At 59.5% G+C, this 25,534-nt stretch carries 25 protein-coding genes; 21 read left to right on the plus strand and 4 right to left on the minus strand.

What is annotated here, in order from left to right:
- The first annotated feature begins 17 nt into the window (after positions 1 to 17).
- From fliO to flhB, 5 genes are read left to right on the plus strand one after another with little or no spacing between them, the layout of a single operon-like run.
- Positions 18 to 452 (plus strand): flagellar biosynthetic protein FliO, encoded by a 435-nt coding sequence (gene fliO / locus CAG02_RS10920; RefSeq protein ID WP_085710672.1) that lies wholly within the window; start codon positions 18 to 20, stop codon positions 450 to 452.
- Complete coding sequence (gene fliP / locus CAG02_RS10925) at positions 452 to 1,210, plus strand: flagellar type III secretion system pore protein FliP (RefSeq protein WP_085710474.1); 759 nt, start codon at positions 452 to 454, stop codon at positions 1,208 to 1,210. Before fliO ends, fliP begins: the two co-directional genes overlap by 1 nt.
- Positions 1,207 to 1,476: a flagellar biosynthesis protein FliQ gene (gene fliQ, locus CAG02_RS10930; RefSeq protein ID WP_085710476.1), complete on the plus strand. Its 270-nt coding sequence runs from the start codon at positions 1,207 to 1,209 to the stop codon at positions 1,474 to 1,476. Before fliP ends, fliQ begins: the two co-directional genes overlap by 4 nt.
- A 3-nt stretch (positions 1,477 to 1,479) precedes the next feature.
- The gene (fliR, locus tag CAG02_RS10935; protein WP_085710477.1) at positions 1,480 to 2,265 is read left to right on the plus strand and encodes a flagellar biosynthetic protein FliR; all 786 of its coding nucleotides are present in this window, start codon (positions 1,480 to 1,482) and stop codon (positions 2,263 to 2,265) included.
- Between the two features lie 4 nt (positions 2,266 to 2,269).
- Positions 2,270 to 3,409 (plus strand): flagellar biosynthesis protein FlhB, encoded by a 1,140-nt coding sequence (flhB, locus tag CAG02_RS10940; protein ID WP_085710479.1) that lies wholly within the window; start codon positions 2,270 to 2,272, stop codon positions 3,407 to 3,409.
- 51 nt (positions 3,410 to 3,460) lie between these two features.
- Here flhB and CAG02_RS10945 read toward each other — a convergent pair whose 3' ends face one another.
- Together CAG02_RS10945 and CAG02_RS10950 are read right to left on the minus strand one after the other, a co-directional pair.
- Positions 3,461 to 6,013, minus strand: coding sequence for a putative mucin/carbohydrate-binding domain-containing protein (locus tag CAG02_RS10945; RefSeq protein WP_170931583.1), 2,553 nt, complete (start codon positions 6,011 to 6,013; stop codon positions 3,461 to 3,463).
- A 624-nt stretch (positions 6,014 to 6,637) separates the two neighbouring features.
- Positions 6,638 to 7,012, minus strand: a complete 375-nt coding sequence (locus tag CAG02_RS10950; RefSeq protein WP_085710482.1) for a DUF6124 family protein — start codon at positions 7,010 to 7,012, stop codon at positions 6,638 to 6,640.
- A gap of 606 nt (positions 7,013 to 7,618) precedes the next feature.
- On the opposite strand from CAG02_RS10950, the gene flhA reads away from it, so the two are divergent.
- From flhA to CAG02_RS11020, 14 genes are all read left to right on the plus strand, one after another.
- Entirely contained in the window at positions 7,619 to 9,748 is a 2,130-nt protein-coding gene (flhA, locus tag CAG02_RS10955; RefSeq protein WP_085710483.1) for a flagellar biosynthesis protein FlhA, read from the plus strand.
- 11 nt (positions 9,749 to 9,759) lie between these two features.
- Positions 9,760 to 11,100 carry a flagellar biosynthesis protein FlhF gene (gene flhF, locus CAG02_RS10960; RefSeq protein ID WP_085710485.1) on the plus strand — a complete coding sequence of 447 codons (1,341 nt, stop codon included), beginning with the start codon at positions 9,760 to 9,762 and terminating at the stop codon, positions 11,098 to 11,100.
- Between the two features lie 113 nt (positions 11,101 to 11,213).
- The gene (fleN, locus tag CAG02_RS10965; RefSeq protein WP_003222917.1) at positions 11,214 to 12,044 is read left to right on the plus strand and encodes a flagellar synthesis regulator FleN; all 831 of its coding nucleotides are present in this window, start codon (positions 11,214 to 11,216) and stop codon (positions 12,042 to 12,044) included.
- Positions 12,041 to 12,781: an RNA polymerase sigma factor FliA gene (gene fliA / locus CAG02_RS10970; RefSeq protein WP_007951959.1), complete on the plus strand. Its 741-nt coding sequence runs from the start codon at positions 12,041 to 12,043 to the stop codon at positions 12,779 to 12,781. The genes fleN and fliA overlap by 4 nt, the downstream gene beginning before the upstream one ends.
- Before the next feature lie 167 nt (positions 12,782 to 12,948).
- Entirely contained in the window at positions 12,949 to 13,320 is a 372-nt protein-coding gene (locus tag CAG02_RS10975) for a chemotaxis response regulator CheY (RefSeq protein ID WP_003183998.1), read from the plus strand.
- Positions 13,321 to 13,337: 17 nt separating this feature from the next.
- Entirely contained in the window at positions 13,338 to 14,126 is a 789-nt protein-coding gene (locus CAG02_RS10980; protein WP_085710486.1) for a protein phosphatase CheZ, read from the plus strand.
- Positions 14,127 to 14,165: 39 nt separating this feature from the next.
- Complete coding sequence (locus CAG02_RS10985) at positions 14,166 to 16,451, plus strand: chemotaxis protein CheA (RefSeq protein WP_085710488.1); 2,286 nt, start codon at positions 14,166 to 14,168, stop codon at positions 16,449 to 16,451.
- 49 nt (positions 16,452 to 16,500) lie between these two features.
- Positions 16,501 to 17,646, plus strand: a complete 1,146-nt coding sequence (locus tag CAG02_RS10990; protein WP_085710489.1) for a chemotaxis response regulator protein-glutamate methylesterase — start codon at positions 16,501 to 16,503, stop codon at positions 17,644 to 17,646.
- Positions 17,646 to 18,386 carry a flagellar motor protein gene (locus tag CAG02_RS10995; protein ID WP_085710490.1) on the plus strand — a complete coding sequence of 247 codons (741 nt, stop codon included), beginning with the start codon at positions 17,646 to 17,648 and terminating at the stop codon, positions 18,384 to 18,386. Before CAG02_RS10990 ends, CAG02_RS10995 begins: the two co-directional genes overlap by 1 nt.
- Positions 18,387 to 18,398: 12 nt before the next feature.
- On the plus strand, positions 18,399 to 19,289 hold the full coding sequence (gene motD / locus CAG02_RS11000) for a flagellar motor protein MotD (RefSeq protein ID WP_085710492.1): 891 nt from the start codon (positions 18,399 to 18,401) through the stop codon (positions 19,287 to 19,289).
- A 43-nt stretch (positions 19,290 to 19,332) separates the two neighbouring features.
- On the plus strand, positions 19,333 to 20,121 hold the full coding sequence (locus CAG02_RS11005; protein WP_085710493.1) for a ParA family protein: 789 nt from the start codon (positions 19,333 to 19,335) through the stop codon (positions 20,119 to 20,121).
- Positions 20,122 to 20,123: 2 nt separating this feature from the next.
- Positions 20,124 to 21,077 (plus strand): CheW domain-containing protein, encoded by a 954-nt coding sequence (locus CAG02_RS11010; protein WP_085710494.1) that lies wholly within the window; start codon positions 20,124 to 20,126, stop codon positions 21,075 to 21,077.
- Positions 21,078 to 21,162: 85 nt separating this feature from the next.
- Complete coding sequence (locus CAG02_RS11015; RefSeq protein WP_007959223.1) at positions 21,163 to 21,648, plus strand: chemotaxis protein CheW; 486 nt, start codon at positions 21,163 to 21,165, stop codon at positions 21,646 to 21,648.
- Positions 21,649 to 22,044, plus strand: coding sequence for a DUF2802 domain-containing protein (locus tag CAG02_RS11020; protein ID WP_085710496.1), 396 nt, complete (start codon positions 21,649 to 21,651; stop codon positions 22,042 to 22,044). It abuts the gene before it with no gap.
- A gap of 54 nt (positions 22,045 to 22,098) precedes the next feature.
- On the opposite strand, the gene CAG02_RS11025 is transcribed toward CAG02_RS11020, so the two are convergent.
- Together CAG02_RS11025 and CAG02_RS11030 are read right to left on the minus strand one after the other, a co-directional pair.
- Positions 22,099 to 22,428 carry an EscU/YscU/HrcU family type III secretion system export apparatus switch protein gene (locus CAG02_RS11025; protein ID WP_085710498.1) on the minus strand — a complete coding sequence of 110 codons (330 nt, stop codon included), beginning with the start codon at positions 22,426 to 22,428 and terminating at the stop codon, positions 22,099 to 22,101.
- A complete protein-coding gene (locus tag CAG02_RS11030; protein WP_085710499.1) occupies positions 22,425 to 23,999 on the minus strand; it encodes a flagellar hook-length control protein FliK in 1,575 nt (524 codons plus the stop codon). Before CAG02_RS11030 ends, CAG02_RS11025 begins: the two co-directional genes overlap by 4 nt.
- Before the next feature lie 198 nt (positions 24,000 to 24,197).
- Between CAG02_RS11030 and ccmA the strand changes: the two genes are divergently transcribed.
- Together ccmA and ccmB are read left to right on the plus strand one after the other, a co-directional pair.
- Complete coding sequence (ccmA, locus tag CAG02_RS11035; protein WP_085710500.1) at positions 24,198 to 24,833, plus strand: cytochrome c biogenesis heme-transporting ATPase CcmA; 636 nt, start codon at positions 24,198 to 24,200, stop codon at positions 24,831 to 24,833.
- Positions 24,830 to 25,498: a heme exporter protein CcmB gene (gene ccmB / locus CAG02_RS11040; protein WP_085710502.1), complete on the plus strand. Its 669-nt coding sequence runs from the start codon at positions 24,830 to 24,832 to the stop codon at positions 25,496 to 25,498. The genes ccmA and ccmB overlap by 4 nt, the downstream gene beginning before the upstream one ends.
- The last annotated feature ends 36 nt before the right edge of the window (positions 25,499 to 25,534 follow it).

Genomic DNA, 25,534 nt, shown 5'->3' on the forward strand with positions numbered 1-25,534 from the left:
CGCTGCCATTGACGGTCATGGCCGCCGAGCCTGCGGTCGCGACGGCTGCTGCGGCGGCTCCTGCGGCGGCTCCTGCGGCGCCCGCGATTGCTCCGGCGGTCAGCAGTGGCGTCGCCGGTCAATTGACGCAATTGGTGTTCGGCCTGCTGCTGGTGCTGGGGTTGATCTTCTTCCTCGCCTGGCTGCTGCGCCGGGTGCAGAACGCAGGGCCGGCGGGCAAGGGGCAGGTGATCGAGCTGATCGGTTCCCGGGCGCTCGGTCCGCGTGACCGCTTGATGCTGGTTCAGGTCGGCAACGAGCAGATCCTGCTTGGCCTGAGTCCCGGCACCATCACCGCGCTGCACGTACTCAAGGAGCCGGTGGACGTCCCGGCCACCTCCGAAAAAGCGACTCCGGAATTTGCCCAGCATCTGTTGAAGATCCTCGGCAAGGATCAGAAGGATAAGAAGTAATGGGTGCGTTGCGCATCGTCTTGACCCTGGCCCTGATGTTGGCCGCGCCACTGGCGTTCGCCGCCGATCCGTTGTCGATCCCGGCGGTCACCCTGGGCACCAATGCCAACGGGGCGCAGGAGTATTCGGTCAGCCTGCAGATCCTGCTGATCATGACGGCGCTGAGCTTCATCCCGGCCGCCGTCATCCTGATGACCAGCTTCACCCGGATCATCATCGTCTTCTCGATCCTGCGTCAGGCCCTCGGCCTGCAACAGACGCCGTCGAACCAGATCCTCACCGGCATGGCGCTGTTCCTGACCCTGTTCATCATGGCACCGGTGTTCGACCGGGTGAATAACGATGCGCTGCAACCGTACCTGGCGGAGAAACTCACCGCCCAGCAAGCGGTGGAAAAGGCTCAGGTGCCGATCAAGGACTTCATGCTCGCGCAGACCCGCTCCAGCGATCTCGAGCTGTTCATGCGCCTGTCCAAGCGCACCGACATCGCGACGCCGGATCAGGCGCCGCTGACCATTCTGGTGCCGGCGTTCGTTACGTCCGAGCTGAAAACCGCTTTCCAGATCGGCTTCATGATCTTCATCCCGTTCCTGATCATCGACCTGGTCGTGGCCAGTGTGCTGATGGCGATGGGTATGATGATGCTGTCGCCGCTGATCATTTCCCTGCCGTTCAAGATCATGTTGTTCGTGCTGGTTGACGGATGGGCGCTGATCATCGGCACTCTGGCCAGCAGTTTCGGAGGTGTTTCGCCATGACCCCAGAAGTAGCGGTCGACATCTTTCGCGAAGCCTTGTGGCTGACCACGATGATGGTCGCGATCCTGGTGGTCCCGAGTCTGTTGGTGGGCCTGCTGGTGTCGATGTTCCAGGCGGCGACGCAGATCAACGAACAGACCCTGAGCTTTCTGCCGCGTCTGCTGGTGATGCTGGTGACCCTGATTGTCGGCGGTCCGTGGATCATCCAGACCTTCATGGAATACATCATCCAGCTGTACAAAAACATTCCGCTGGTCATCGGCTAGGCCATGCAGTCGCTGCTTCAGTTGACCGACACCCAGATCAGCACCTGGGTGGCGACGTTCATGTTGCCGCTGTTTCGCATCGGCTCGATGCTGATGGTGATGCCGGTCTTCGGCACCACGCTGGTTCCCAAGCGCATCCGCCTGTACCTCGCACTGGCGATCACCGTGGTGATCTCGCCCAACCTGCCGCCCATGCCGGCGGTCAGTCCTCTCGATCTCAGCGGCTTGTTGCTGATCGCCGAGCAGATTCTGGTCGGTGCCGTGCTCGGGTTCTCCTTGCAGCTGTTCTTCCAGGCGTTCGTAGTGGCGGGGCAGATCGTTGCGATTCAGATGGGCATGGGCTTCGCCTCGATGATCGACCCCACCAACGGCGTGTCGGTGGCGGTGATCGGGCAGTTCTTCACCATGCTGGTGACGCTGCTGTTCCTCGGCATGAACGGTCACCTCGTGGTCTTTGAGGTGCTGACTGAAAGTTTCACCACGCTGCCGGTCGGCGCCGGTCTGATGACCGCGCATTACTGGGAGCTGGCCGGCAAGCTCGGCTGGGTGCTCGGTGCGGCATTGATGCTGGTGCTGCCGGCAGTCACTGCGCTGCTGGTGGTCAACATTGCGTTCGGCGTGATGACCCGGGCGGCGCCGCAACTGAACATCTTCTCCATCGGTTTCCCGCTGACCCTCGTGCTCGGCCTGTTCATTGTCTGGGTCGGTCTCGCGGACATTCTCAACCAGTATCAGCCGTTGGCCGTCGAAGCCTTGCAGCTGCTACGCGAACTGGCACAGGCGCGCTGAAGTCATGGCAGAGAGCGAGAGCGGTCAGGACAAAACAGAAGACCCCACGGAGAAGCGCAAAAAGGACTCCCGGGAAAAGGGTGAGATTGCGCGCTCCAAGGAGCTCAACACCCTGGCGATCATGCTCGCCGGTTCCGGCGCGCTGCTGGTGTTCGGCGGCATGCTCGCGCAGGATCTTATGGAACTGATGCGCATGAACTTCACGCTGTCGCGGGAAGTGATCATGGATCAGGGCGCCATGGGCAAGTTCCTGATGAACTCCGGGCTGATTGCGCTGGTGGCGATCCAGCCGATCATGATCACTTTGCTGCTGGCGGCGTTTCTCGGGCCGATCGCCCTCGGTGGCTGGCTGTTCGCCGCCGGCTCCCTGGCGCCCAAATTCAGCCGGATGAATCCCGCCTCCGGCCTCAAGCGCATGTTCTCCGCGAAGTCGGTGATCGAACTGCTCAAGGCGCTGGCCAAATTCCTGATCATTCTTGCCGTAGCGCTGGTGGTGCTGTCCGGTGACGTCGACGACCTGCTGCGCATCGCCCACGAACCCATCGACCGGGCCATCATTCACAGCCTGCAAGTGGTGGGCTGGAGCACGCTGTGGATGGCCTGCGGTCTGATCATCATCGCGGCTGTCGACGTCCCGGTGCAGCTCTGGGAGAGCATCAAAAAGCTCAAGATGACCAAGCAGGAAGTGCGCGACGAGCATAAGGATCAGGAAGGCCGGCCGGAGGTCAAGCAGCGGATCCGTCAGGTGCAGCGCGAGATGTCGCAGCGGCGGATGATGGCGGCGATCCCGGATGCCGACGTGGTCATCACCAACCCGACCCACTACGCCGTGGCGCTCAAGTACGACTCGGAGAAGGGCGGGGCGCCGGTGCTGCTGGCCAAGGGCAGCGACTTCCTGGCGCTGAAGATCCGCGAAATCGCTGTGGCCAACGAAGTCATGCTGCTCGAATCGCCGGCCCTGGCGCGTTCGATCTACTACTCCACCGAGCTGGAAGAAGAGATTCCCGGCGGCCTGTACCTGGCGGTCGCTCAGGTGCTGGCCTACGTCTACCAGATCCGCCAGCACCGCGCGGGCAAGGGCAAGTTCCCGGAACCGCTCAAGGACGATTTGCCGATTCCGCCGGATCTGCGGCGCGATTCCTGAGATCCATGCTGCCGTTGTCGTTAGTTAGCGCGCTTTAACAGCGTTGGTCGGTCAAATGGCAAGACTGGAATTTCCCAGTGCGTATACGCGGTGTCGCTGTTCTACAGGATACTGCTCTTTTGTTGTTTGATTGATAATAGGTGCTCGCACAGATTCGGCATGGAAGATATTGATTTCGGAACCCTCAGGGAATGGGAGGGTAATCAATGTGTGTTCAGTTACTATATTTCCACGCATCTCTTGGCAGAAAATGATGTTGCTGTTTTCGTTGTATACCCAAATTGCCAGGTAAATACTGTCAAAGTAAGCGTGAGGGCGAGCTGAGTGAACTTCGATATGCACGGTTTCTTTTATTGTGTCGAATTCGATATTTACAATGTTTCCGGAAAGTGCTCCTTGGTGCCAGCTGAAATTTGAGGCTGTAACAATTCTTGGCGTGGTGTTCAGGTGGGTGGAATAAATTTCTTTATATTTTTCCAGAAGTTTCTTGCGCTCTATATTGTTGAAAGAGTCAATTGCGATATAAAGGTCGTCGAGAAGAGGTTGGTGTCTGTAGAGGAGGAAATGTTGTTGAGGCTTGATAATTTCTACAGCGTTATCTATTTGCCGAATCAGATTTTGATCTGTTGGTGTATCAAGTTCCTCATTATAAAGGCCGTGATAGGTTGTGGTGAGCGTAAAATTGGTTTTGTCGAGGTCCAGTACTGATTCGCTCACTGGAGTTATTGTGTTGCGGACGGACTCCGCATGAAAAATTCTGATTGAATAGGCGGGGGCTGCAGGTAGCGAGTCCTTTCGCTGTATTACACTATCTCCCATCAATTCTTGTTGGTAAATAATGCGCTGATGTCTGTCAGCTATTGTGATTGATGCATAAGGTTGTCCTGCGTAGTAAATGTGAGGAGGTGTGGGGATGATGTCGATTTTTATGTTGTCTATTGCAGAGTCAATTTCAATTGAGGCGAATTTTCCGTATAGTCCATTTAAATTTATTGTCTGCGATGCCAGGCTGACGCCGGGCCTGTATTGGTAATCGATGGCAATGGTGTTGGTGGTATCCGCAATTACGTCGATGTGCTCGGTGGTCACGTATAGCTTGCCATTGTTTGTGGATGGCGCTTGTAATTTATAGACTCCAGCAGCCAAGTCGTTGACGATAATTTTTCGGGCGTTGATGTTGATGATAGTGGTCAGGTTGCTCCCTGTTCGAAGTAAAAAATCTTGTTTTTCAAGCGCATTGAATAATTTTTCGTCCAACACCAGTTCGATGCTTCCCATGAGTTTGGATTCTTTGAGGTCAAAGCTGTCAACTAAATCCAGGCGACTGTCGAGGTTGAGTTTTTTTACTATATCGGCGGTCTTTTCCTTGGGTACGAGCTTGTAAAGTGGATAAACAGGTTTCCGATTTTGGTATCGGTTGAATAGGCTGCTGGTTCTCGAGGTGGAGATGTGTCCTATTCTGAGTAATGGCGAGATATCAATATTTGAAGATCTTGCGCAGCTTTCAATAATTAACTCCATAAATGACTGTGCTTCTGGTCTGAAATTACTTTTATTGCAAAGTGTTCTGTAAGACTTGTTGAAGTCTGCCAGGGCTGGTAGTCCAGCTTTATTAAAGATAAGCACCAAGTAGTAGAGCAGCTCGTGGAGGTGCCAGTTGCTTGTGGAAGGATTGCTTTCGAATAACTGCTCGCAAGAATCGAAAAGCAGCTCTTGATCACCATGGTAAAGCCAACCTTCTTTAAAGAGATTGTCTCCCAGGTATTGTGCCTGATAGAAATATGCATATAGGTTGTTCCAGACCTCGCCGAGTGGGATTTCACTGTAACTCATGAAATGTCCTTGGTATCCATGAGCTATTTCGTGAATCGCTCCCCAGTTTTGCGGGCAGGGATCCAGCCAGAAAGTGGCGACTGAGTCATTTGTTTCCGCGGTATGAGTATGTCCGTAGTAAGCAGCTCCTGAACCGGTTCTGTTAGCCTTCATGAAGTACCGGTTGGGAATGTTTTTGTTCGTTGGCGTATCTGGTGAGGGCGATAATCCGGCCAGTAGGTTAAATAGTTCAAAAATACTATCGTAGTAACTTTCAAGATGTGCCATGCCGTTGTTTTCATAAAGGCGTTTAAGGTGTGCCTTGTCTTTTGCAGGAACTAGTATGTCTGCATGGATTGTGTTGATAAGGGCGAATGCACTGGCTTCATCATCCCATAGTTTGAAGAAGTTGGCAGTGTCTGTGTCTGTGCGATGAATGGGGAGATTGGATGGTGTTAGGCTGTATTCAACGTCTATTTCAATGCTGGATGGGTTGGCGCTGTAAGGTGTTGATATGAAAGCTACGGATTTATGAGCAATGGTAACTTCGGCGGGTTCATTTCCAAATGCCAAGTACTTTTCTTTACTGCCGTCATCATTAAGCAATTCTAGTTGCAGGGTGAGTTCATTTGACGGGTCGGAATGTTTTATTCGTATGGTGGTACCTGGTTCGAGAATTACGCCAAGAGTTTGTTTGTCGTGATAAATTCCTTTGCTCATGCCGGCGTTGTTCAGCCAGGTTGGTAGTTGAAGAGTATAGATATTATGTTTGGCGCTAATCCAGCTTGGCATGATTTTATACTCCTGCTGATAATGATGTTTTTTAATATCCTTTGCACGGACGGGCATGTCACCTGTCAATCTCGGCAGTTTTTTAGCTGATTTTGTAATGGTGGAGGCGACCGTTATTGATTTCAGGTCTAAAGCTTTTTCTCAAAGGTGAAATTGTTGATCGCGCTCTTTTATTGATCCTGCGAGAATTTGAGTTCTGACAGCTGATCTAAGTCTGGTGCTCATCCTCGATAACTTGCCTGTTAGTTTTTATTTTCTATTCATCTGGAATGCTCGGAGTCGTGACAGGCGTCAGGCGGCGATAAATAGCGGCTACACTTGTTCGGGCAACGGCAAGTTCCCGTGTCTGCTCAATGATGACCTGCCAATTCCGTCGGATCTGCGGCGCGATTCCTGATTCTGATGAAACAAAAGAACCGCCATCCGGTTGAGCCTGATGGCGGTTTTTTTATGCCCGATGACCTGTGGTGCTTTTGAGGCCGCCTTCGCGGGCAAGCCCGCTCCCACAGTGGTCGGTGGCGGGTGCACAGTCGATGGCATCAACGAAAAGCCTGTGGGAGCGGCGGTGCGACGATTCGACTTGCCCGCGAAAGCGTCAACCGCCACGACGCATTTCTCAAGCCTTTACACAGAGGTCGGCGACGGTTGTAGTTCCAGATTATTCAGCACCCGATTCGCAGCCAATACCCCAAGCATGATCAGTTGCCCGATGCCCATCAGCGTCCTGCGCTGCGAGGCGGGCATGAGGTGGGCGAAGTCATTGGCGATGGTTCTGGCGGAAGCGAGGGTTTCGCAGAGCTCGACCAGCAGCTCTTCGTTTTTGAAGTCCGCGGTGACGGCAAACATCCGGCGGGTTTTGCGCGGTGGTGGCGTGGAGCCGGGCGGGCAGAGATAGTGATCAAGGGCGCGATCGGCGGCTTCGTGAAGCTTTCTGGAGTCGAGGGACTCGTAGGGCGAGGCGGGGTCGGTTTCGGGTGGGTTGGGTGTTGGTTTGATCATGGTGAAGCTCCTTTGTGGTGGAGCCGCCATATCCGGTCGCTAAACAGGAAGGTGGCGGCTGTACGCAGGTTAGCGAACCGGTCAAAGGCACCCGGCAGACCACAAGGGTCTCCCGCATACAGCCACCATAACGAAATTGCAGACAAACAGATCCGCAACGAAGCCTGGAACGCTGGTGCACCTTTAATCTGAGCGAGTCGCTAAACCCGATCGCTGATTCGTCAGCGACCGATCCACAATAGAACCCGACCCCAAGGCGCACAAGCCGGCGGATTCTGGCGTAGCTGTAGGCAATGGCGCAAGGATTCGTAGCCTCCAAGGCGTGTCTGGAGGTGTCTTTTAAACACCAGAGTTTAAAAGCACTGTGTGCTGATTTCTCGGGCCTCTTCGCGAGCAAGTCGAATCGTCGCACCGTCGCTCCCACAGTTGACCGCGTTCCATTGTGGGAGCGAGCTTGCTCGCGAAAGCGACATCCCGCCCAGCAGAAAAGCCACACTCAAACCCCTCTGTTTCAATCATCGGCAAAAGTTGGAAGGCTTCTTGCAGTAGCCGCCGTGCGCCCGCTCTGGGCGTCAAAAGTTTGCTTTAAAGGAACGGGGAAAACCGGTGGATCGCTCTCAGTTAATCAACAGTGCTCGCTCGAACATTGCCGACCTCAGTCGGGGCAATCTGGGTGTGCCGCTGTTGCTGCTGGTCATGCTGGCGATGATGATGTTGCCGGTGCCGCCGTTCCTGCTCGACGTGTTCTTCACCTTCAACATTGCCCTGTCGATCGTCGTGCTGCTGGTCTGCGTGTACGCCTTGCGGCCGCTGGATTTTGCGGTGTTCCCGACGATCCTGCTGGTGGCGACGCTGTTGCGGCTGGCGCTGAACGTAGCGTCGACGCGGGTGGTGATGCTCCACGGTCAGGACGGCCACGCCGCTGCCGGTAAGGTGATCCAGGCCTTCGGTGAGGTGGTGATCGGCGGTAACTACGTGGTCGGTATCGTGGTCTTCGCGATCTTGATGATCATCAACTTCGTCGTGGTGACCAAGGGTGCGGGGCGGATTTCCGAGGTGAGCGCGCGCTTCACCCTCGATGCGATGCCCGGCAAACAAATGGCCATCGACGCCGACCTCAACGCCGGTTTGATCGACCAGACCCAGGCCAAGGCCCGCCGTCAGGAAGTCGCCCAAGAGGCAGAGTTTTACGGTTCGATGGACGGTGCCAGCAAGTTCGTCCGCGGTGACGCCATCGCCGGCCTGCTGATTCTGTTCATCAACCTGATCGGCGGCATGGCGGTCGGTATCTTCCAGCACAATATGTCCTTCGCTGACGCGGGCAAGGTTTACGCCTTGCTGACCATCGGTGACGGTTTAGTGGCGCAATTGCCATCACTGTTGTTATCTACAGCTGCTGCGATCATGGTGACCCGTGCTTCCGGCTCGGAAGACATGGGCAAGCAGATCAATCGCCAGATGTTCGCCTCGCCGAAAGCGCTGGCGGTGGCGGCCGGTCTGATGGCAGTCATGGGCCTGGTGCCGGGCATGCCGCACTTCTCGTTCCTGACCATGGCTGCGTTGGCCGCCGGTGGTGCATACCTGTTCTGGAAGAAGCAGAACGTGGCCAAGGTGCAGGCGCTGGAAGAGGTCAAGCGTCAGCAGGAGCTGCTGCCGTCGCCGGCCCGCGCCATGGAAACCAAGGAGCTGGGCTGGGACGACGTAACGCCCATCGACATGATCGGCCTGGAAGTCGGTTATCGCCTGATTCCGCTGGTGGACCGCAACCAGGGCGGCCAGTTGCTGGCGCGGATCAAGGGCGTGCGCAAGAAGCTCTCGCAGGATCTGGGCTTCCTGATGCCGACCGTACACATTCGCGACAACCTCGACCTGGCACCGAGCGCCTACCGCCTGACCCTGATGGGCGTGATCCTGGCCGAAGCCGAGATCTACCCGGATCGCGAACTGGCGATCAATCCGGGGCAGGTCTACGGCACGCTCAACGGCATCACCGCCAAAGATCCGGCTTTCGGCCTGGAGGCGGTGTGGATCGAAGTCAGCCAGCGCGCGCAGGCGCAATCGCTCGGTTACACCGTGGTGGACGCCAGTACCGTGGTCGCCACCCACTTGAACCAGATTCTGTACAAGCACTCCAGCGAGCTGATCGGCCACGAAGAAGTGCAGCAACTCATGCAATTGCTGGCCAAGAGCTCGCCGAAACTGGCGGAAGAGCTGGTGCCGGGTGTGGTCACGTTGTCGCAGCTGCTGAAAGTGTTGCAGGCGCTGCTGGCCGAACACGTGCCGGTGCGCGACATCCGCAGTATTGCCGAAGCCATCGCCAACAATGCCGCCAAGAGTCAAGATACCGCCGCTTTGGTGGCCGCTGTGCGAGTCGGCGTATCCCGTGCAATCGTCCAAAGCATTGTAGGGACTGAGTCCGAGCTGCCAGTCATCACGCTGGAGCCAAGGTTGGAACAAATATTGCTCAATAGTCTGCAGAAGGCAGGACAAGGCTCGGAAGAGGGCGTTCTGCTGGAGCCAAGCATGGCCGAGAAGCTGCAACGTTCGCTCATCGAAGCGGCGCAGCGTCAGGAAATGCAAGGTCAGCCGGTGATCCTGTTGGTAGCAGGCCCGGTTCGCGCGATGCTCTCGCGCTTTGGTCGCCTGGCAGTTCCCGGACTGCATGTGCTGGCCTACCAGGAAATTCCGGACAACAAGCAAGTGACCATCGTTGCGACAGTAGGGCCCAACGGCTGAGGTAGTGGTTTATGCAAGTTAAGCGTTTTTTCGCCGCCGATATGCGTCAGGCCATGAAGCTGGTTCGTGATGAGCTGGGCGCTGATGCCGCCATCATTGGCAACCGCCGCATTGCCGGCGGCGTCGAGCTGACGGCGGCGCTGGATTACAAACTGTCGGCGCTGGCGCCACGGGTTCCGAACATGGAACTCGAAGACGAGCTGCGCAAGACTCAGTCGCGCATCGTCACTGCCCAGGCCGAGCTGAGCATGCGTGGTGAAGCCGACGGCAACACCAATCGCCAGTTGTTCTCCGGTCTGCCATTGACCGCCGGCCTGCCGCTGACAGCAGCCGAGCCTCTGACAGAACCGACGTACGCCGCACCGGCCCGTCCAGCCCCGGCACCTGCGCCGGCTGCCGCTGGCGTCGATCCGCGTGCGCTGGATTCGATGCGTTTCGAACTCAACAGCCTGCGCGAGCTGATGGAAGTGCAGCTCGGCACCCTGGCCTGGAATCAGCTGCAAGGCAGCCGTCCGGCTCAGGCCAATTTGTATCGTCGTCTGCAGCGCATCGGTCTGTCCGGTCCGTTGTCCCGCGACCTGCTGGCGCTGACCAGCGATATCGAAGAACCTCGTCAGGCCTGGCGCATGCTGCTCGCGCACCTGGCGCGGATGATCGCCACGCCGGAAGTCGAGCCGCTGGAAGAGGGCGGTGTGATTGCCATGGTCGGCCCGGCCGGCATGGGCAAGACCACCACCCTCGCCAAACTGGCTGCCCGTTACGTGCTCAAGTACGGCGCGCAGAATATTGCGCTGGTGAGCATGGACAGTTTCCGCATCGGTGCTCAGGAACAGTTGAAAACCCTGGGCCGGATCCTCAATGTGTCGGTGACCCACGTCGACCCGGGCCAGTCCCTGGTGCAGGCGCTGGATCCACTGCTGCGCAAACGCGTGGTGCTGATCGACACCGCCGGCCTGCAGGCCAGCGATCCGGCACTGCGCATGCAACTGGAAAGTCTGGCCGGTCGTGGCATTCGGTCGAAAAATTATCTGGTGCTGGCAACCACCAGCCAGAAACAGGTTCTAACCGCCGCTTATCACAGTTACAAGCGTTGCGGGCTCGCCGGGTGCATCCTGACTAAACTGGATGAGACGGCCAGCCTTGGCGAAGTGCTGAGCCTGGCGATCAGTCATGAACTGCCGGTCGCCTACCTGACCGATGGCCCGCGGATTCCGGATGATCTGCATCTGCCGCGCCGTCATCAATTGGTCAGCCGCGCCGTCAGCGTGCAAATGCAGGAAGAACCCAGCGAAGAAGCCATGGCTGACATGTTCGCTGATATCTACCACAGCCCGACCAAGCAGGTTGGCTGAGGTAATGAACAGTTTTTGTACCTACATCGATGGTCTGCCACGCATTGTTCCGGTTGTGAACGCGCAGCCAGTAATGTGGCCTCCGTCTATGCAAGACAAGGTAAAGAAATAACATGGGCAGCATGCATCCCGTACAGGTGATCGCGGTGACCGGCGGCAAAGGTGGCGTCGGCAAGACTAACGTGTCAGTGAACTTGTCCCTGGCGCTGGCAGAGCTTGGCCGTCGGGTCATGCTGCTGGATGCCGACCTGGGTCTGGCGAACGTCGACGTTCTGCTGGGCCTGACGCCCAAACGTACTTTGGCCGATGTGATCGAGGGCCGCTGCGAGCTGCGCGACGTGCTGTTGCAAGGTCCCGGCGGGATCCGCATCGTGCCGGCCGCTTCCGGCACGCAAAGCATGGTTCACCTGAGCCCGGCCCAGCATGCCGGCCTGATCCAGGCGTTCAGCGACATCGGCGACAATCTCGACGTGCTGGTGATCGACACCGCTGCGGGTATTGGTGACTCGGTAGTCAGTTTCGTTCGCGCGGCGCAAGAAGTGTTGCTGGTGGTCTGTGACGAGCCGACCTCGATCACCGACGCCTACGCGCTGATCAAGCTGCTCAACCGCGATTACGGCATGAACCGCTTCCGCGTCCTGGCCAACATGGCCCAGAGCCCGCAGGAAGGTCGCAACCTGTTCGCGAAGTTGACCAAGGTCACGGATCGCTTCCTTGACGTCGCCTTACAATACGTCGGTGCGGTGCCTTACGATGAAAGCGTGCGCAAGGCGGTGCAGAAGCAGCGTGCGGTCTATGAAGCCTTCCCGCGTTCCAAGTGCGCACTGGCATTCAAGGCGATCGCGCAAAAGGTCGACACCTGGCCGCTGCCCGCCAACCCGCGCGGCCATCTCGAATTTTTCGTCGAGCGCCTCGTGCAGCAAACGGCAGGACCTGTGCTATGACCGCCAGCGGTATGAACCTTTACAAAAAGTCGGCGCGTGACGCGCAGTACGAGCTGATCGAGCGTTACGCGCCACTGGTCAAACGCATCGCCTACCACTTGCTGGCGCGGTTGCCGGCCAGTGTGCAGGTCGAAGACCTGATCCAGGCCGGGATGATCGGCCTGCTCGAAGTCTCGACCAAATACGACGCCAGCAAAGGCGCCAGTTTCGAAACGTACGCGGGCATCCGGATCCGCGGCGCGATGCTCGATGAAGTCCGCAAGGGGGACTGGGCACCGCGCTCGGTTCACCGCAATACCCGTATGGTCAGCGACGCGATTCGCTCGATTGAAGCTAAAACCGGCCGTGACGCTAAAGATCACGAGGTTGCGGCCGAACTCCAGTTGAGTCTCGACGATTACTACGGGATTTTGAACGACACCCTGGGCAGCCGACTGTTCAGTTTCGACGACCTGTTGCAGGACGGCGAACACGAAGGGCTGCACGAGGATGGCGCCAGTGCTCATCTTGAGCCGTCACGCGATCTGGAAGATGAACGCTTCCAGGCGGCGCTGGCGGACGCGATTGCCAATTTGCCGGAGCGTGAGCGACTGGTGTTGGCGCTGTACTACGACGAAGAACTGAACCTCAAGGAAATCGGTGAAGTCCTTGGCGTCAGTGAATCGCGGGTCAGCCAGTTACACAGCCAGTGCGCGGCCCGCTTGCGGGGGCGTTTGGGGGAGTGGCGAGCGCGCTGAAGGCAGTGTGGGGACACTGCGAACGAGGCTGGTGCGGTGGTGAACGGCACCGGTCTTGCTCTGTTGTGCTCCAGACAGTCATCGAGTGCTTTGCCGGATTGATTGAAATGGCGCGTCCAGGTGCTGGACGCGTTTAAGACTGCTTGGAGGTCGAATTGAACAAAGACATGAAAATCCTCATCGTTGATGACTTCTCAACGATGCGGCGGATCATCAAGAACCTGTTGCGTGACCTCGGGTTCACCAACACCGTTGAAGCCGACGATGGCACCACCGCCATTCCGGTGCTCAACAGCGGCAGCATCGACTTTCTGGTGACCGACTGGAACATGCCCGGCATGACCGGTATCGACCTGCTGCGTCACGTGCGCGCCGATGAAAAACTCAAGCACCTGCCGGTGCTGATGGTGACCGCTGAAGCCAAGCGCGAGCAGATCATCGAAGCGGCCCAGGCCGGCGTTAACGGCTACGTGGTCAAACCTTTCACGGCTCAGGCGCTGAAAGAAAAAATCGAGAAGATTTTCGAACGCATCGGCTGATGACGCGCGGGGGAGCTATGGAGCATAAAGAATCTTCACAGGGCGACTTCGAGTCGACGCTGAAAAAACACGCGGTCGAACTGGTCGAAAGCCTTGAAAAAGGCAGGTTCGGCGACGCTGTGCAACTGATCCATGAGCTCAATCAGACCCGTGACCGTGGCCTGTACCAGGAAGTCGGCAAGCTCACGCGCGAACTGCACAGTGCAATCGTCAACTTCCAGATTGACCCGCACATGCCGCAGGCCGAGGAAGTGTCGCAAATCACTGATGCGACCGAGCGCCTGGGCTATGTGGTCAAGCTGACCGAAGCTGCGGCCAACCGCACCATGGATCTGGTGGAAAGCGCCACGCCGGTGGTCAATGGTCTGGCTGATGAAGCCCAGGCGTTGAGTGCCGACTGGGGACGTTTCATGCGCCGCGAAGTCGGGGCTGAAGAGTTCCGCGAACTGGCGCGTCGGGTCGACGGTTTTCTGTCACGCAGCAGCGCGGACAACCGCGCGGTGTCGAGCAACCTCAACGACATCCTGCTGGCCCAGGATTACCAGGACCTCACCGGTCAGGTGATCAAGCGCGTGACCCAACTGGTCACCGAAGTCGAAAGCAATTTGCTCAAACTCGTCCTTATGGCCAGTCAGGTTGACCGCTTTGCGGGCATCGAACATGACCGTGCGGCGATGCTCGCTGAAAAAGATCCACAAAAACATCTCTCGCAGGGTGAAGGTCCGCAGATTCATGCCGATAAACGAGAAGACGTTGTGTCCGGTCAGGACGATGTGGACGATTTGCTATCCAGCCTTGGATTTTGAGTTTTTTTGGGTTTTTAGACCTGTAGGAGCACCCCATTAATGAGCTTCGGCGCCGATGAAGAGATCCTTCAGGATTTCCTGGTTGAGGCCGGCGAGATTCTTGAGCAACTGTCCGAACAACTGGTCGAGCTGGAAAGCCGCCCGGATGACGCAGATCTGCTCAACGCAATTTTTCGCGGTTTCCACACTGTAAAAGGGGGCGCCGGCTTCCTTCAGCTCAACGAGCTGGTGGAGTGCTGTCACATCGCCGAAAACGTGTTCGACATCCTGCGCAAGGGTGAGCGTCGCGTAGATGCAGAACTGATGGACGTGGTGCTCGAAGCGCTGGACGCGGTGAACAGCATGTTCAGCGAAGTCCGCGATCGCAGCCCGATCACCGCTGCAACCCCGGAACTGCTGGCCGCCCTGGCGCGCCTGGCCGAACCGCAATCGGCGGATGAAGCCCCGGCTTCGCCTGTGGCCGAGATGATCGAAGAGCTGGTCGTTGAAAACGAAACCGGCGACTCCGGCGACATCACCGATAACGAATTTGAACAGCTGCTGGACTCGCTGAACGCCGTCAAGGCCGAAGCCGAAGCCCCGGCGGCTGCCGCTGCGCCGGCTTCCGACGAAGCGGCCAGCGATGAAATCACCGACGCCGAGTTCGAGTCGCTGCTCGACCAGTTGCACGGCAAGGGCCAGTTCGCGGCGGACGCCGTGGCACCGGCTGCCGCTGCGCCTGCGGCTCCGGCGGCGGGCGACAGCTCGGACATCACCGACGACGAATTCGAAGCCTTGCTCGATCAGTTGCACGGCAAAGGCAACTTTGCTGTCGATGCGCTGGAGTCGGCGATTGCGTCGGTCCCTGCAAATGCGAATGCTGCTCCGGCAGCGGCTGCAGCCGGTAGCGATCTGATCACCGACCACGAGTTCGAATCGCTGCTCGACGATCTGCATGGCAAAGGCAAGTTCACTGACGTCGCCACCGGTGCCGTCGTGACGGCCGGCAATGCTTCTGCTGTTGCAGCGCCTGCCGCCAAGGCCCCGGCCGCTGCGGCAAAACCTGCTGCAAAAGCGCCAGAGCCAAAAGCCGAACCGGCCAAGCCAGCCGCCGCTGCTGCACCGGCTCCGGCCCGTTCTCCGGCGACTCCGCCACCGGAAAAACCGGCGAGTGAAGCCGAGACCACCGTACGTGTGGACACCGCACGTCTCGACGAAATCATGAACATGGTCGGCGAGCTGGTGCTGGTGCGTAACCGTCTGGTGCGCCTGGGCCTGAACAGCGGCGACGAGTCGATGCAGAAGGCCGTGTCGAACCTCGACGTGGTCACCGCCGACCTGCAGACCGCTGTCATGAAGACCCGGATGCAGCCGATCAAGAAAGTTTTCGGCCGCTTCCCGCGTCTGGTTCGCGACCTCGCGCGTCAGCTCAAGAAAGAAATCAACCTGGAACTGGTGGGCGAAGAGACCGACCTCGACAAGAACCTCGTCGAGGCACTGGCCGACCCGCTGGTCCACTTGGTGCGCAATGCGGTCGACCACGGCATCGAGTCGCCGGAAGAACGCGAAGCCTCGGGCAAGGCCCGTGGCGGCAAGGTGATCCTGGCCGCCGAGCAGGAAGGCGACCACATCCTGCTGTCGATCTCCGATGACGGCAAAGGCATGGACCCGAACGTCCTGCGCGCCATCGCCGTGAAACGCGGCGTGATGGACAAGGATGCCGCCGATCGCCTGAGCGACACCGAGTGCTACAACCTGATTTTCGCCCCGGGTTTCTCGACCAAGACCGAGATCTCCGACGTGTCCGGCCGTGGTGTCGGCATGGACGTGGTGAAGACCAAGATTTCCCAGCTCAACGGTTCGATCAACATCTACTCGACCAAGGGCGCCGGCTCGAAAATCGTCATCAAGGTACCGCTGACGCTGGCGATCATGCCGACCCTGATGGTGATGCTCGGCAACCAGGCGTTCGCGTTCCCGCTGGTGAACGTCAACGAAATCTTCCACCTCGACCTGTCGACCACCAACGTGGTGGACGGCCAGGAAGTGGTGATCGTGCGGGACAAGGCGCTGCCATTGTTCTACCTCAAGCGCTGGCTGGTCAGCTCCGCCGCTCACGAAGAGCAGCGCGAAGGCCATGTGGTGATCCTTTCGGTGGGCACCCAGCGGATCGGCTTCGTCGTCGATCAACTGGTCGGCCAGGAAGAAGTGGTCATCAAGCCATTGGGCAAAATGCTGCAGGGAACCCCGGGCATGTCCGGCGCCACCATTACCGGTGACGGCCGCATTGCGCTGATTCTCGATGTTCCAAGCATGCTCAAGCGTTACGCCGCACGGCGTATTTGAATCCGGGGCAGCGGGGCGACAACGTCCCGCTGCACCTAATGGAGTGTTTATGGCAGTCAAAGTCCTGGTGGTGGACGATTCGGGTTTTTTCCGCCGCCGCGTCTCGGAAATTCTTTCAGCGGATCCGAGCATCCAGGTTGTCGGTACGGCAACCAACGGTAAAGAGGCGATCGATCAGGCCCTGGCCCTCAAGCCGGACGTGATCACCATGGACTACGAGATGCCGATGATGGATGGCATCACGGCCGTGCGGCACATCATGCAGCGCTGCCCGACCCCGGTGTTGATGTTCTCCTCGCTGACCCATGAAGGCGCCCGGGTGACCCTGGATGCGCTGGATGCCGGCGCGGTGGATTTCCTGCCGAAGAATTTCGAAGACATCTCGCGCAATCCGGAGAAGGTCAAGCAACTGCTGTGCGAGAAGGTGCACAGCATCTCGCGCAGTAACCGTCGTTTCAGTGCCTACAGTGCGCCGGCGCCAGCTGCTGCACCGACGCCTGCACCGGCTCCGGCGCCAACATCGAGCTTTGGCAGCCACAGTGCTCCGGCTCGTCCGGCACCGGCACCGGCACACGCGCCTGCCCCGGCTCGCGCTCCGGCAGCCAGCGCTTCGTCGCCGGCGCCGAAACGCAAGGCCTACAAGCTGGTGGCAATCGGCACCTCGACCGGTGGCCCGGTTGCGCTGCAGCGGGTTCTGACCCAGTTGCCGGCCAACTTCCCGGCGCCGATCGTGCTGATCCAGCACATGCCGGCGGCCTTCACCAAGGCCTTCGCCGAGCGTCTGGACAAGCTGTGCCGCATCAGCGTCAAGGAAGCCGAGGATGGCGACATCCTGCGTCCGGGCCTGGCGCTGCTGGCGCCGGGTGGCAAGCAGATGATGATCGACGGCCGTGGCGCGGTGAAAATCCTGCCGGGCGACGAGCGTCTGAACTACAAGCCTTGCGTGGATATCACCTTCGGTTCCGCCGCGAAATCCTACAGCGACAAAGTTCTGGCGGTCGTGCTGACCGGCATGGGCGCCGACGGTCGCGAAGGCGCGCGTCTGCTCAAGCAGGGCGGCAGCACCGTCTGGGCCCAGGATGAAGCCAGTTGTGTGATCTACGGCATGCCGATGGCGATCGTCAAAGCTGACCTCGCGGATGCGGTGTACGGTCTGGACGATATCGGCAAGCACATCGTCGAGGCGTGTATCTGATGGATGTTCTAAGCCTTATCGGGATCATCATGGCGTTTGTCGCCATCATCGGCGGCAACTTCCTTGAAGGTGGTCACCTCGGCGCACTGGCCAACGGCCCGGCGGCGCTGATCGTGCTCGGCGGGACCATCGGTGCCGCCTTGCTGCAATCGCCGATGAGCGCGTTCAAGCGTGCCATGCAGATTCTGGCCTGGATCTTTTTCCCGCCCCGTGTGGATCTGGCTGGCGGCATCGATCGCGTCGTCAACTGGAGCCTCACCGCACGCAAGGAAGGCCTGCTGGGCCTGGAAGGCGTGGCGGATGCCGAACCCGACGCCTACTCGCGCAAGGGCCTGCAACTGCTGGTCGATGGCGCCGAGCCGGAAGCGATCCGCAGCATTCTCGAAGTGGATTTCTATACCCAGGAAGCCCGCGACATCGAAGCCGCCAAGGTCTTTGAAAGCATGGGCGGCTACGCGCCGACCATCGGTATCATCGGTGCGGTGATGGGCCTGATCCACGTGATGGGCAACCTGGCCGATCCGTCGCAACTGGGCAACGGCATTGCCGTGGCATTCGTCGCCACCATCTACGGTGTGGCCAGTGCCAACCTGGTGTTGCTGCCGGTCGCTGCCAAGCTCAAGTCAATTGCGTTGCGGCAGTCGCGTTATCGCGAAATGTTGTTGGAAGGTATTTTGTCGATCGCTGAAGGTGAAAACCCACGCTCCATCGAGTTGAAGCTTCAGGGCTTCATGGATTAAGGGACTAACCTCATGGCACGTCGTCGCCAGCATGAAGAGCACGTAAACCATGAACGTTGGCTGGTTTCCTACGCCGACTTCATCACCTTGCTCTTTGCCTTTTTCGTGGTGATGTACTCCATCTCGTCGATCAACGAAGGCAAGTACAAGGTCATCTCCGAAGCGTTGATCGGGGTCTTCACCGACTCCGACCGCTCGCTCAAGCCGATCCCGATCGGTGAAGAACGCCCGAAGACCGTGACCCCGGCCAAGCCGCTGGTCAAGGATTCCGAACAGGTCGATGCCGGCATTGCCGGGGCCAGCGATCCGCTGAAAAGCATCGCCGACGATATCAGCGCCGCGTTCGGCGACCTGATCGCGAGCAACCAGATGACCGTGCGCGGCAACGAGCTGTGGGTCGAGATCGAACTCAACTCCAGCCTGTTGTTCGGCAGCGGTGATGCGATGCCGAGCGATATCGCGTTCAACATCATCGACAAGGTCGCGGCGATCCTCAAACCGTTCGACAACCCGATCCACGTCGAAGGCTTCACCGACGACCAGCCGATCCGCACCGCGCAGTACCCGACCAACTGGGAGCTGTCCTCGGCGCGTTCGGCGAGCATCGTGCGCATGCTGGCGATGCAGGGCGTCAACCCTGGCCGCATGGCTTCGGTGGGTTACGGCGAATTCCAGCCGGTGGCCAACAACGCCACCGCCGAAGGCCGGGCGAAGAACCGTCGCGTGGTGCTGGTGGTGTCGCGCAATCTTGATGTGCGCCGCAGCCTGACCGGTACCGGGACCGCCAATGCAACACCGGACGCCGCGTTGAAGCGTGCTGGCACACAAACTGCACCGACCCCGGTCAAGACGCCGGGACGCGAGAGTGCCGTCAATTCTCCGTCGCCCGCATTAATACGCTGAGCCATGTCTCGGCCGAGCATCTCGGCCGGGAGGAACAATCCGAATGAGAGTCTGGGCAGTCGCCAATCAAAAGGGTGGTGTTGGTAAAACCACTTCTTCCATCGCTTTAGCCGGTTTGCTGGCCGAGGCGGGCAAACGCGTGGTCGTGGTCGATCTCGATCCGCACGGCTCGATGACCAGCTATTTCGGTTACGACCCCGACAGCCTGGAACACAGCAACTACGACCTGTTTCTGCACAAGGGCAGTGTGCCGCAGGGCCTGCCGGGCCAGTTGCTGCTGTCCACCAGCGATGAACGCATTTCCCTGTTGCCGTCGAGCACCGCGCTGGCCACCCTCGAGCGTCAGTCGCCGGGTCAGAGTGGCCTGGGCCTGGTGATCGCCAAGAGTCTGGCGCAGCTGTGGCAGGACTTCGATTACGCGATCATCGACAGCCCGCCGTTGCTCGGTGTGCTGATGGTCAACGCCCTGGCCGCGAGCCAGCAACTGGTGATCCCGGTGCAGACCGAACACCTGGCCGTCAAAGGCCTGGAGCGCATGGTCAATACCCTGGCGATGATCAACCGTTCGCGCAAACAGGCGCTGCCGTTCAGCATCGTGCCGACCCTGTTCGACCGCCGCACCCAGGCGTCGATGGGTACCTTGCGCGTGCTGCGTGACAAATTCCCCGAGGAGATCTGGCAGGGTTATATCCCGGTCGATACTCGTCTGCGCGATGCCAGCCGTGCCGGTGTCACGCCTTCGCAATTCGACGGCAAGAGCCGTGGCGTGCTGGCTTACCGCGCGCTGCTCAAGCATCTGCTGGCGCAACAACTCGTTCCGCAGGTGGCCTGAGCATGAATCGGCCGATCAAGCTGACATCGAAGCCGCAACTGGCGCTGCAGTCCTATCTGGACGGCTTGCTGCAGGAAGTGACGGACGAGGTCGAGCAGGAAATCGCAGCGCCGGTCGAGGTGGTCGAGAACACCGCCGTACTCGATGAATTCCAGGCCGCCGTGCTTGAAGAGCAGGCCCGCGATGCGCAGCAAGCCGCCCGGCCGGTCGCCCCGGTTGCAGCGCCGGCGGCTGTGGTGGCGAAGACACCTGCGACTTTGATCAAAGAGCCTGAGCCGGTGCGCGTGGTCTCGACCCTGGCACCGCTGCTGCAAACCCAACTTCTGCAAACGCCGCCGGTTCCGGCGGCGCCAGCGCCCGAGCCTGAGGCGCCTGCGCCAGCCCCGGTCGAGCCGACCCTGGTTGCGCCACTGGTGGAAGTGCATCTGCCACCGAGCAATACGCCGCCACCGGTGGAAACCGATGGCCGCCCGGCCTGGGCGTCGGAAGCCTTTGAATGCCTGCTGTTCGACGTCGCCGGGTTGACCCTGGCCGTGCCGCTGGTTTGCCTGGGCTCGATCTATTCGCTGGCCGGCCATGAGCTGACGCCGCTGTTCGGTCAGCCGGAGTGGTTCCTCGGCATTCTGCCGAGCCAGGCCGGCAACCTGAAGGTGCTGGACACCGCACGCTGGGTCATGCCGGATCGCTATCGCGATGACTTCCGTCAGGGCCTGCAATACGTGATTTCGGTACAAGGTTACGAGTGGGGGCTGGCGGTGCATCAGGTCAGCCGCTCGTTGCGCCTGGACCCGAATGAAATCAAATGGAGAAGTCACCGGGGTCAGCGGCCATGGCTCGCGGGCACGGTGATTGAACACATGTGCGCCTTGCTCGATGTCTCCGCACTGGCCGAGCTGATCGCCAGCGGTGGGGCAAAGCACATGTCCGGCAGTAAGCCGAACCACAAACCGACATAACACTTACATAACAGACAGCACCGGCATACGCATGGCGGCGCACAGAACACACACCGCCAGGCGCGGTTTTTCGAGGGGCTAGGGTATGAACGACAAGGCTACTGCGGCAAAGGGTTCCGAAGATCCGATCCTGCAATGGGTGACCTTCAAGCTGGACAACGAAACCTACGGCATCAACGTGATGCGCGTTCAGGAAGTCCTGCGCTACACCGAGATCGCTCCGGTTCCGGGTGCTCCAAGCTATGTGCTGGGCATCATCAACCTGCGCGGCAACGTGGTGACCGTGATCGACACCCGTCAGCGCTTCGGCCTGATGAGCGGCGAGATCAGCGACAACACCCGTATCGTCATCATCGAAGCCGACAAGCAGGTTGTGGGTATCATGGTCGACAGCGTGGCTGAAGTGGTTTACCTGCGTCAGTCGGAGATCGAGACCGCACCGAACGTCGGTAACGAAGAGTCGGCCAAGTTCATCCAGGGCGTGTGCAACAAGAACAACGAGTTGCTCATCCTGGTCGAGCTGGACAAGATGATGAGCGAAGAAGAATGGTCGGAACTGGAGAATATCTGATTGATTCTCGAGGTAGCGGTCATTGTCCTGTTCCTGTTCTGGGCAGGCACGCTGGCGATGTTTCTGGCGTACATCAAGGCGCAGCGGGTGATCGCTGCGCAACAGGCCCAGGGCGATGCGCTGCGTGACCAGCGCATCAAGGACCTGGCCAAGCGTGTCGACGATTACCAGAACGGCAACGTGCGCATGGGCGAAGCCCTGCACGAGCTGCGTGCGGTCGTCAGTCCGATCCCGGACAAGATCACCCAGCTCGAACAGCGCGACCCGTCCAGCCTGTCATTCGCCCAGGCGGCGAAACTGGTCGGGATGGGCGCGAGTGTCGATGAGCTGACTCAGTCCTGCGGGTTGACCCAGGCTGAGGCGGAGTTGATGCGCAAGCTGCACAGAAGCAGTTGAGAGTTTCGAGCGGAACAAAAAAATCGCAGTCGATGACTGCGATTTTTTTTGCCCTCAGTAATCGTCGCCGCGATCGGTGATGTCCTTCTCGACCATCGGTGCATCCGGGTCGTGTCCTTGCGGGAACTTGCCCTTGAGGTTCCAGGCAAACGCGATGATCTCGGCAATCGTCAGGTACAGCTCCTGCGGGATGCTGTCGCCCAGTTCCATGCGCGCCAGCAACTTCACCAGTTCGGCGTTCTCGTAGATCGGCACTTCACAGTCGCGGGCGATGCGCAGGATTTCTTCGGCCAGTTCGTCGTCGCCCTTGGCGGTGAGGGTCGGGGCGTGGCTGCCGTCGTACTTGAGGGCGATGGCCTGGCGTGGAGCAGTGGAATCGTTCATGCGGTTTCGTCGACCCAGCGATGTTCGAGACGGGTTTGGATGCCTTGCGGCGGGGTGCCGAGGTGGCAGTCGAGATCGCCGACGTTGAGCCCGCGATCCAGCAGGCGCTGACGCAGTGCGGCCAGATTGGTTTCAATCAGGTCGGCAGTGTACGGTCGTTCGGCCCATAGCTGGCTCGACAGGCTGCCGTTGATCAGTTGCGCCTGAACCTGCATCGGCCCCAGCGGTTCCATGTCGAAGGCCAGATCGACGCGCCACAGTTGCTGTTTGGTTTCGCGCTCGCTGTCACGGCGTTCATTCTGTTTTTCGTCCTGTGGCGCTTCTTCGCGCTGGAACTTGACCTGCAACGGCACGATGTCCTGCAGGTTGCGCATCGGGATTTCCAGTTGCCAGGTGCTGAGCAGGCGCCCGTCGTCGGTCACGCCGGTCTGTTCCAGGCTCGACAGCTGATGGCTTTGCAGGCGCGAAACAGCGGCGGCGGCCAAGCGCAGCAAGTGTTCCAGATCGCCTTCGCCTTCCAGGCTTTGCAGCAACCGATCCGGCAACGGGAAGCTGCCCGGCACGGGTTTGGCGCTGACCTGGCCCAGCATGCCGAGGGCATTGCGCACGAAGCTCGGCATCGCCTGGGCCAGAGTGTTGGCAGCGATGATGGCGTTGAGATTGGTATTTCCGGGCAGGCCGGGGGTGAGTTGCGCGATCAGTTTGAGCAGGTCGCCTTTCATGTCCGGGGTCAGCGTCGGGTTTTGCCCGGCGAGCAATTTGGCTTCGAGAAACGCGCCGCTGTTGAGCAGGGCCTGGGCCAGGCCTTTGGGTGTGCTCAGTTGTTCGACGTCCGGCAGGTTCGCCAGCAGCCGGTCCACGGCAGCGCGCAGATCACTGGAGGTCTGGTCGTCGGCGGGCGGCAGGCTCTGGAGCATTTTCAGCAAGCCATCCAGCGAACCCTGGCGACTTTGCTGGCTGACCAGCTGCTGACTGACCGCCAGTTGTTCCTGACGACTGCTCAGCGGCAGGAATTTCAGGGTCTGCGAATCCTGCACCAGCGCCGACAGCAGGGTGCCGATGCGCAATGGCTGCGGGCTGTCGAGGCTCAGGGTGCTACCGCTCAACACCGTGTTGAGCAGGCTGACCGTCGAGCGGAACACCGTCGGCTGCCCCGGCACCTGCGGCAAGGCCTGATTGGTCAGCACCTTGCCTTGCAGCAGCGTCCCGACCGGCAATTGCGCGGTATCGATGCGGGTGAGGGTGGCGACAGCGCTGGCGATGGCCTGTTGCACGGTAACCGCCAGATTGCCCGCCGATGGCTGGGTGACCGTCAGATTGGTGCCTTGCGGCAGCGGCAGGGGGCTGGTCGCCTGCACGGTGGTCTGACGGCCGCCGTCGAGGGTGACCTTGAGCAGCACCTGAAAGGCCTGGTCCGCCGGTTTCAGCGACAACACCTCGGCCTTGGCGCTCTGGCCGGCGGCAATCAGCCCGTCCATCGGCGTCAGCAGCTTGAGCAGCTCACCCACCTGCGGGCGAGCGGTCGCCGGGGTGGTGGGCGGGAGCGGGAGGATGTTCATTTCGCCTGTCATACGCGGACACAACCTGAGGAAAATGCACTCGGGAGAGCAGGGGACGCCATGTATAATGCCGCCCGTCCTTCCGTTCGTTCAAAAAAACATAGCAATTGTTTGACCCAGCTCTCTGGATTGAGCCGTCATTGCATTTATGCTGCAACTCTTTAACGGCCGCCCCAGAGCCGACTTGAACCGTATAAGGCCCGTGAACCCTTGACCAGCCCTGTCCTGCAAACCGTCGGCCTCGCCTGTGAGCGCGATCTCAGACTGCTCTTCGAGAATCTCGAATTGAGACTGGCCAGTGGCGATATGGTGCAGATCAGTGGTCCCAACGGCAGCGGCAAGACCAGTCTCTTGCGCCTGCTGGCCGGTCTGATGCAACCGACCGACGGTCAGGTGCTGCTCAACGGCCAACCCCTGGCCGAGCAACGCAGCGAACTGGCGCGCAACCTGCTGTGGATCGGCCATGCTGCCGGGATCAAGGATCTGCTGACCCCGGAAGAAAACCTCGCCTGGCTCTGCGCCCTGCATCGACCTGCCGGACGCGACGCGATCTGGCAGGCACTGGCGGCGGTTGGATTGCGCGGTTTCGAGGATGTTCCCTGTCATAGCCTGTCCGCCGGTCAGCAGCGCCGCGTGGCGCTGGCGCGCTTGTATCTGGACAGCCCGCCGCTGTGGATCCTTGATGAACCGTTCACCGCGCTGGACAAGCAAGGCGTGGCGCAGCTCGAAGAACACCTGGCCCATCACTGCGAGCAGGGTGGTCTGGTGGTGTTGACCACTCACCACACGCTGAGCCGGATGCCGGCCGGTTATCGCGACATCGATTTGGGGAACTGGGCAGTATGAGTGTGTTCGGCCTGCTGGTTGCCCGTGAATCCCGACTGCTGTTCCGCCGCCCGGCGGAGCTGGCCAATCCGCTGATTTTCTTCGCCATCGTCATCGCATTGTTCCCGCTGGCCGTCGGACCGGAAACTCAAGTATTGCAAAACTTGTCCCCGGGGTTAGTCTGGGTGGCGGCGCTTTTGTCGGTCCTGCTCTCGCTGGACGGGCTTTTCCGCAGTGATTTCGAAGACGGATCCCTTGAACAGTGGGTCCTTTCGCCGCACCCCCTGCCACTTCTGGTGTTGGCCAAGGTGCTGGCACACTGGCTTTTTTCCGGGCTGGCACTGGTTTTGCTCTCGCCGTTACTGGCGTTGATGCTCGGGTTGCCGGCTGCGTGTCTGCCGGTATTGCTGCTTTCGTTGTTGCTGGGTACACCGGTGCTGAGCTTGCTCGGCGCGGTGGGCGCGGCGCTGACGGTCGGTTTGAAACGCGGTGGCCTGTTGCTGGCGCTGCTGATTCTGCCGTTGTACATCCCGGTATTGATTCTCGGCAGTGGCGCCTTGCAGGCGGCGCTGCAGGGCATGCCGGCGACGGGTTATCTGTTGTGGCTTGGCAGCCTGACCGCCCTGGCGATAACCCTGACACCTTTTGCAATAGCTGCTGGCCTGAAGATCAGCGTCGGCGAATAATGAGGTCTGGTTAAAATTTAACCAGCAAAGACCCTG

This window comes from Pseudomonas sp. R43(2017) (assembly GCF_002112345.1).
Taxonomy (GTDB): Bacteria; Pseudomonadota; Gammaproteobacteria; order Pseudomonadales; family Pseudomonadaceae; genus Aquipseudomonas; species Aquipseudomonas kribbensis.